Source organism: Mesorhizobium sp. M7A.F.Ca.CA.004.06.1.1 (assembly GCF_003999135.1).
Lineage (GTDB): Bacteria > Pseudomonadota > Alphaproteobacteria > Rhizobiales > Rhizobiaceae > Mesorhizobium.
The window spans coordinates 1-6,606 of the sequence record NZ_RZPQ01000290.1 but is presented as its reverse complement, the minus strand read 5'-3'; the positions used below and the strand labels follow the sequence as shown (position 1 = coordinate 6,606).

The window sequence follows — 6,606 nt, the reverse complement described above, 5'->3', positions numbered from 1 at the left end:
GCGTCGACGCGGTTCAGCTGCTCGATCTCCTGCATCCAGCCGATGATCGGGATGCGATAGGGGTGGTTCTGCCACAGCGTCGCGTCGATCTCCTCATGGAGAACGTCCTGCGGGTTGGTGTCGGTGCTTGAGCGGCGCTCCTCGATGACCACATCGCGCTCGGTCTTGACGACATCGTCGGTCAGGATGAGGTTTCGCATTCGGTCGGCCTCGAAGCTCATCATCAGCTCGAGCGCCGACGGCGCCACTGTCTGATAGAAGGCGGTGTAGTCGGAGGAGGTGAAGGCGTTGTTGGAGCCGCCGATCTCGAACACTGCGCGGTCGAATTCGCCGCCCGCATGGTTGGTCGTCGCCTTGAACATCAGATGCTCGAAGAAATGGGCGATGCCGGATTTGCCCGGCGGCTCGTCGGCGCTGCCGATCTTGTACCACACCATGTGGGTGACGATCGGCGCCCGGTGGTTGGGAATGACGACCACCTCCATGCCGTTGTCGAGCACGAAATCCCTCGCCTTGCCGTCCTCCCATGCGACGGGGATCGGAGCCGGCCCCGCGCCGACCAACTCGGACGCAACGGACGTCCTGCGAAGCCCATGAGTGCGGGGCTTGCTTGGTAGTTCTGGTAGGGAGAGTGGGGTTATGGGCTGCGTTCCTGGCAAAGTGATCTGTTCCTCATTTTGAAGGATCTATGTCTCCCGAACGCCTATTGGGAGAAAGTGGATCGGCACGCGACGCCGAGCCACATGAGCCGTCAGCGTGTTGCTGGGCCTGACGCGAGCCTCATCTTTGGATGCGTCCGGGAAACTTTCGGCATGGTGAGGCCATGGGAAGTCTGCTCGTTATCCATTGGGTGTTTGCGGATACCTGAGCATGCCCCGTGCCAAGTAAGAAAGCCCCGATTCGCAAGGTTTGATCCAACCTTGATACTTGCGATATCCGACATTGTCGGGCATCCGACAGAAAGCGCCTTTCGCCGGCGCGCCGGCTATGACGCTCGCCTCCTCCGGCGTGACGACGATCCTTTGGCGGGCGCCGCGCACACCGATCTGCCCGCCTATCAGCACCGCGACATCGAAGGACAGCGCGATCGTGACTGGATGGGTCTTACGCAAACATGCAGCAGTGCCACCGCGATCAGGACTTCATCCGCCCCACAAAGACCCGAGCGCGAGGGACGACGTGTAAGGCAACATGTCATCCTCGATAATGATGCCGCGCATAAAGAGGTAAGGTCCCTCGTCGAACCGGCGAGCCCCTTCGCTGGGTCTCGCGAGGGTCTGGTTTGCGAACGTCGACCGACAGCATCACGGCATGGGCGGCCCCATCGGTAGGCAAGCATTGACCGTGCCATCAGCGTTGAGGCAGCGCAGAGCCCAATTTCCCGGTGCCAGCCGGTACGTTGGAGCTTCAACTGTGGCCAGCCAAGCGGGCCGAGGCCGTGAAACTCCTGATACCCTGGACCGTCCGGATTGCAACGCACGACGCCTTGGTCTCGCGCCAACGTCCATTGACGCTCAGCGAAGCATCATGCGGACGAGCTGGGAAAGCTTGGCCGGGCCGGCGCCTTCCCAGGCGCATGGGACGCGCGACGACCCATGTGGACCTTGGATTTCACTACGCACTTACGCTGCTTTGGCCTTGTCAGCAGCCTGAGCATAAAGCGTGCTCAGCTTTCAGGGCGAGCCTCTTTCATGTTGATAGCATCTGTCGTCATTCAGGATCGCCCCATTTTCGCATGCCGCTTGCAGCTTTCAGACTGTTGTCAGCCAGGGCCGCCATAAAGGGTCTCGTTTAACGCATTCGGGAGGCTTCATCACTCGACCACATTAATTTCGGGCGGTTCGCCGGCGCTCCGAATGGCACTTAACACCAGATCCTCTCCAAACCCGTGATGATCCAAGAGGAAAACGAAAAATCCCTAAATCATAAAAAAGCACCGATACGGTCGGCTCCAGGCTGATGAAATTGCGGTCTCACTGGCCACGCACGATACTTGCGATGGCGATGGCCATTGCAAAGGCCGGTCAAGCACCCAAGACGCTGACAAGCACGCCTCCGACCAAAGCTCGATCGTTGGCAGCCTTTCTAGCCGTATACTTGGGGCATTTTGGGACGGCGATCCGGACGCCGATTAAAACCTGCCGGTCGTCTAAATGGAATGGTTGGTCCGGGTCCTTACTGGACCTGCGCCAACCCGATCGGGCCGGCGCACAGGGGCACCCAGACAATTGGACACGTCGCCTTTGCGCGGCGGCTTGCACTTTCTCGGATGGCCTTTTTTCTCCCCGGGCGAAATCGAGCGAGCGGTGAGGCGGAGCCTTCGATTTTGCCGATCATGTCGTGTCGCTTCGATCGAACTGCTCAGACGATGATAGCGGCATTGATTGCCGCGGCCGAAATGCGTTGTGTGAAGTACGATTTCTACGCCGTATACATACTGCCGTACAGTTCGCCCTGTCAGCAGCCTTGCCAGCAATCCGCCCTGTGTCCAACTGTCGTCGAATTCACCGGTGTCATTGAGGAATTCGTATGATCGCCTCGAAACCATCATTGCGACCGCGGGCGGGCGACGCAAGCTCTAGACTGCCACCGATCCGCTGGATAACCATGTTAGCGATATGTAGACCAAGGCCTGAGCCCGCAGCAGGAGTAGCACCACGACTAAATCGCTTTGTAAGCCCTTCGAGGTCGGGGAGGGGCACCACCGGTCCGGCGTTTGCAATAGCGATGGTTCCATCAGTTTGGACGGAAACTGTTGTCGGAACAGTGGGCAGTCCATGTATCAGCGCATTCTCGATCAGGTTACGAAGGAGGATCCCAAACGCATCGACATCCACTTTGCGCATCAAAGTGGTGCAGCCGTCGACGTTAAGATGCAGGCGTCCGGCATATTGCGGCTTTTTCCTCAGGTCGTCGATTTCCAGCCGAACCGATCGGACAAGATCGATCGCGTGATCCGCCATGCCAACCCCCGATTCGGCTTGAGCGAGCTGAAGCACTTTTTCGACAAGGCGGCCAAGGCTCGACAGCGCTTGCTCGATGCCGCGCGCACGCATTTTGGCCGACCCATTGGGAAGCTCGGCCACTAATCTCTGCATCTGAGCGATTGAACCTGCGATCGGCGTGCGCAGTTCATGCGCACTGTTTGCGGCGAACTCGCGTTCGGCCTCGAGAGCCGCCCGCAGACGATCGAGAAGCCGATTGACGGATGCCGCGATTGGAGCCAACTCTGCCGGGAAATCGCCCAAGTCCATTGGTGACAGATTGCCGCCGTCGCGCGATCCGATCTGCTGTCGCAGTACCTCGATTGGCCGCAGCGAGCGCCGGATCACGATCCACCAAACAGCTAAGCTAAAGGGCAGGAGCACGAGTGTCGGAAGGAAGACAAAAAGTGCGCCCTTCGCGATTGTGGTACGGCGGCCATCAAGCGGTTCGGCCAACCGATGATACACGCCGTCTTGGATCTCCTCTGTGTAGACGCGGTAATCAGCGTTTCGCCAAAAGCCGTTACTCAGGGGAGCATCAGGGAAGGGCTGCTGACCCTCTTCCGGTTCAGAAATAAGCACTACCCCGTACTTATTAATAACCTGCTCACGATAGGTCCAGTACTTTTCATAAGTTGGCAAGTGGTTATTGTATTGATCAACGTGTTTTCCATTCAAGACCTTGATCAGCTCTGGTTTTCTGTACTCTGCGCTCGCCTGGAGCAAGTCATCCGAACTTTCGTTTACATTATTGCAAAAAATGAACGCAGCAATGGTTGGGGCGGCGATCCAAACCAGGAGCGTTGCCCCGCCTAACCACGATATCAGCTTTCTCGTCATGCTGTTCGAGTTCGTCATGTGACCACGAGCCTGTATCCGGAGCCACGCACGGTTGCTATTCTATCCCCGCCGATCTTCTTACGGAGCCGGCTGACATAAACCTCCACTGTGTTGCTCTCGAACTCCGAATTGAATGAATAAAGCGCGTGCTCGATCCTCCCCTTTGAAACGACCGAACCGGGCCGGCGTAGAAGGCAGTCGAGCACCGCCCATTCGCGTCCAGACAGGTGGACCTCCTGCCCGTCGCGGAAGAGGCGTCGCTCGGCTGCCTGTATGGAAAGCGTCCCAACCGAAAATTGCGGCTCCGGAAAATGCCCTTGGCGACGTGCCACTGCACGGATGCGTGCCGAGAGTTCCCCCAGATCGAACGGCTTGACCAAATAGTCGTCGGCGCCAGCGTTGAGCCCCTCGATGCGATGCGAAATCCGATCGCGGGCTGTCAGAATGATGACCGGCGTTGTATTAAGCCCCTTGATCAGCTCCCGCAGATAGTCGATGCCATTGCCGTCCGGCAGGTGAACGTCGAGCAAAATAAGGTCGTAGCCGGCCACAGCTGCATGACCGCGCGCTTCGGACAGGTTCTTGGCCCAGTCGACCGCGTGGCCACCAGCCACCAAATGATCGTGCACAGCACTTCTAAGGTCGTCGTCGTCTTCAATGAGCAGTATTCGCATCAGGCTGCCGAGCTCCGGTATGAGGGCAAGGCTCCTGCCTTATTGATCGAAGCTGACAGTAGGCTGAACCGGCGCCAGCGAATATCTGGGGGCTTTCAGGCTGCTGTCAGCTACAATTGCAAGAAAGGGGTCGTTAACAAAGCCAAACGAAGAGGCCTTATGAAACCCCTCCTGATCTCGGCACTTTTGCTCAATGTGACCACCGGCGGCTGTACACTGGTTGGCGGGCAATTCGACGTGGCGGTCAACGAATGGCAGCCGCGCCACGCGTCAATGTCCAGGCTTGAAACTGACAGGTGTCTTAAATACGAGGGCACCGTAGCGGGTGCCTCCAGTTATCGAACAGTGCCTAGCAGGTCAGAAGTGCACTTTGACCATAGGGGTCGTCCGTATTTTCGGCGCTCGCGAACAGAGTCGACGGTCAATCGATGCGCCACTGCCAGAGTCTGGAACGGTCAAGTGTTTGTTATCCCCCGTCCGGGCCATATTCTCTGCCGAGGACCAAGAAGGCCCTATTTTCGGTGCCCACGAACAGAGCCAACGGTCAATCGATGCGCCACTGCCAGGGTCTGGAACGGTCAAGTGTTTGTGATCCCCTGTCCCGGCCGTGTTCTCTGCCGAACTCGCCCTTGTAGTCGGCACACCAAAGATCGTTAGGGCGACAGCCGTTTGAAAGTGGTGTCCCCGTCGCCCTGTTGCGCCTGCGCTTGCGGCGCTCGACCATGCCGTGGCGGTCGAGCACGGCATGCACGGTCGAGATCGCGGGCCGGTGCACATCCGGATACAGCCGGGCCAGCCGCTCGCGTATCTTCGGCGCACCCCATGTCGGCTTGTCTTGCTTGAGGCGCACAATCAGCTTCTCGATTTGAAACGGAAGCTGATTGGCGTGGCGATAGGGCCGCCGCGATCGGTCCGTCAGCCCCTCCAGGCCGCTGTCGTTGTAGCGCGTGAGGATCTTGTAGCCGGTCTTGCGCGAGATATCGAACTCCCGGCAAAGCACCGCCATCTTCTCGCGTCCAGCAGCCGGGCGACGAACTTCAGCCGCTCTTCCATGACGTTGCACTCCTTCCAAGGCACCTTGCTCTCCTTGCAAAGGGCCGAAAGTGTAACCCATCTATCCGGAATGAACTGTCACCCATCTCTCGGGAAGGGCAGTCATGGCCAAGGCAACTGGAAGCCGAATTTTCTTTTAGAGTATGAATCAGCGCCGTCTGCCGAAAAGCGCGTCCACGATCTTCCCTTTTGAAACGACCGTGCAGGGCTGGGGCAGACGGTAGTCGAGCACCGCCCATCCGCGTCAAGTCAGGTAGACCTCCTGCCCGTCGCGGAAGAGGCGTCGCTCGGCTGCCTGTATGGAAAGCGTCCCAACCGAAAATTGCGGCTCCGGAGAATGCCCATGGCGACGTGCCACTGCATGGATACGCGCTGAGAGTTCCCCCAGATCGAACGGCTTGACCAAATAGTCGTCGGCTCCAGCGTTGAAGCCCTCGATGCGATGCGAAATCCGATCGCAGGCTGTCAGAATGATGACCGGTGCCGATTCAAGTTCCTTGATCAGCTCCCGCAGATAGTCGATCCCATTGCCGTCCGGCAGGTGAACGTCGAGCAAAATAAGGTCGTAGCCGACCACAGCTGCATAATCGCGCGCTTCGGACAGGTTCTTGGCCCAGTCGACCGCGTGGCCACCAGCCACCAAATGATCGTGCATAGCACTTCCAAGGTCCTTATCGTCTTCAGTGAGCAGTATTCGCATCATGCTGCCGAGCTCCGGTATGAGGGCAAGGCTCCCATCTTATTGGTCGAAGCTGACAATAGGCTGAACCGGCGGCAGCGAATTATTTGGGGAGCTTTCAGGCTGCTGTCAGCTACAACTTGCAAGAAAGGGGTCGTTAACAAAGCCAAACGAAGAGCCCCTATGAAACCCGTCCTGACCTCGGCACTTTTGCTCAATGTGACCCCCGGCGGCTGCATCAGCAAATTGATTTGGGAAACAGGCGCGCCGGTTCTAATGACCGACGCAGGCCGAGGTCTGGAACAGCTGGACCAGCGAACGGCGTCTTCGGTTTTTCAGGCAACAGCCACATGGAAGAATATGATTGGCTCGACCA

5 protein-coding genes and 1 pseudogene are annotated in these 6,606 nt (G+C 58.2%); 1 reads left to right on the top strand and 5 read right to left on the bottom strand.

Features of this window, described 5'->3' with window-relative positions:
• From EN906_RS18045 to EN906_RS18025, 5 genes and pseudogenes are all read right to left on the bottom strand, one after another.
• Window positions 1–563, bottom strand: a 563-nt coding sequence (locus EN906_RS18045) for a pitrilysin family protein (protein ID WP_245484290.1), incomplete at its 3' end; no start/stop codon positions are given.
• 1,950 nt (window positions 564–2,513) lie between these two features.
• A complete protein-coding gene (locus tag EN906_RS18040) occupies window positions 2,514–3,842 on the bottom strand; it encodes a HAMP domain-containing sensor histidine kinase (protein ID WP_127267035.1) in 1,329 nt (442 codons plus the stop codon).
• On the bottom strand, window positions 3,839–4,498 hold the full coding sequence (locus EN906_RS18035; protein ID WP_127267036.1) for a response regulator transcription factor: 660 nt from the start codon (window positions 4,496–4,498) through the stop codon (window positions 3,839–3,841). The genes EN906_RS18040 and EN906_RS18035 overlap by 4 nt, the downstream gene beginning before the upstream one ends.
• A gap of 619 nt (window positions 4,499–5,117) precedes the next feature.
• Window positions 5,118–5,551, bottom strand: a pseudogene (locus EN906_RS18030) (helix-turn-helix domain-containing protein); the annotation flags it as partial.
• A gap of 244 nt (window positions 5,552–5,795) precedes the next feature.
• Entirely contained in the window at window positions 5,796–6,254 is a 459-nt protein-coding gene (locus EN906_RS18025; protein WP_236383461.1) for a response regulator transcription factor, read from the bottom strand.
• 159 nt (window positions 6,255–6,413) lie between these two features.
• On the opposite strand from EN906_RS18025, the gene EN906_RS37760 reads away from it, so the two are divergent.
• On the top strand, window positions 6,414–6,606 hold a 193-nt coding region (locus EN906_RS37760), incomplete at its 3' end, for a hypothetical protein (protein ID WP_206529112.1).

Coding starts and splice junctions, on each gene's coding strand:
- EN906_RS18040 (WP_127267035.1), bottom strand. CDS start 3,842: ATGACGAACTCGAACAGCATGACGAGAAAGCTGATATCGTGGTTAGGC.
- EN906_RS18035 (WP_127267036.1), bottom strand. CDS start 4,498: ATGCGAATACTGCTCATTGAAGACGACGACGACCTTAGAAGTGCTGTG.
- EN906_RS18025 (WP_236383461.1), bottom strand. CDS start 6,254: ATGATGCGAATACTGCTCACTGAAGACGATAAGGACCTTGGAAGTGCT.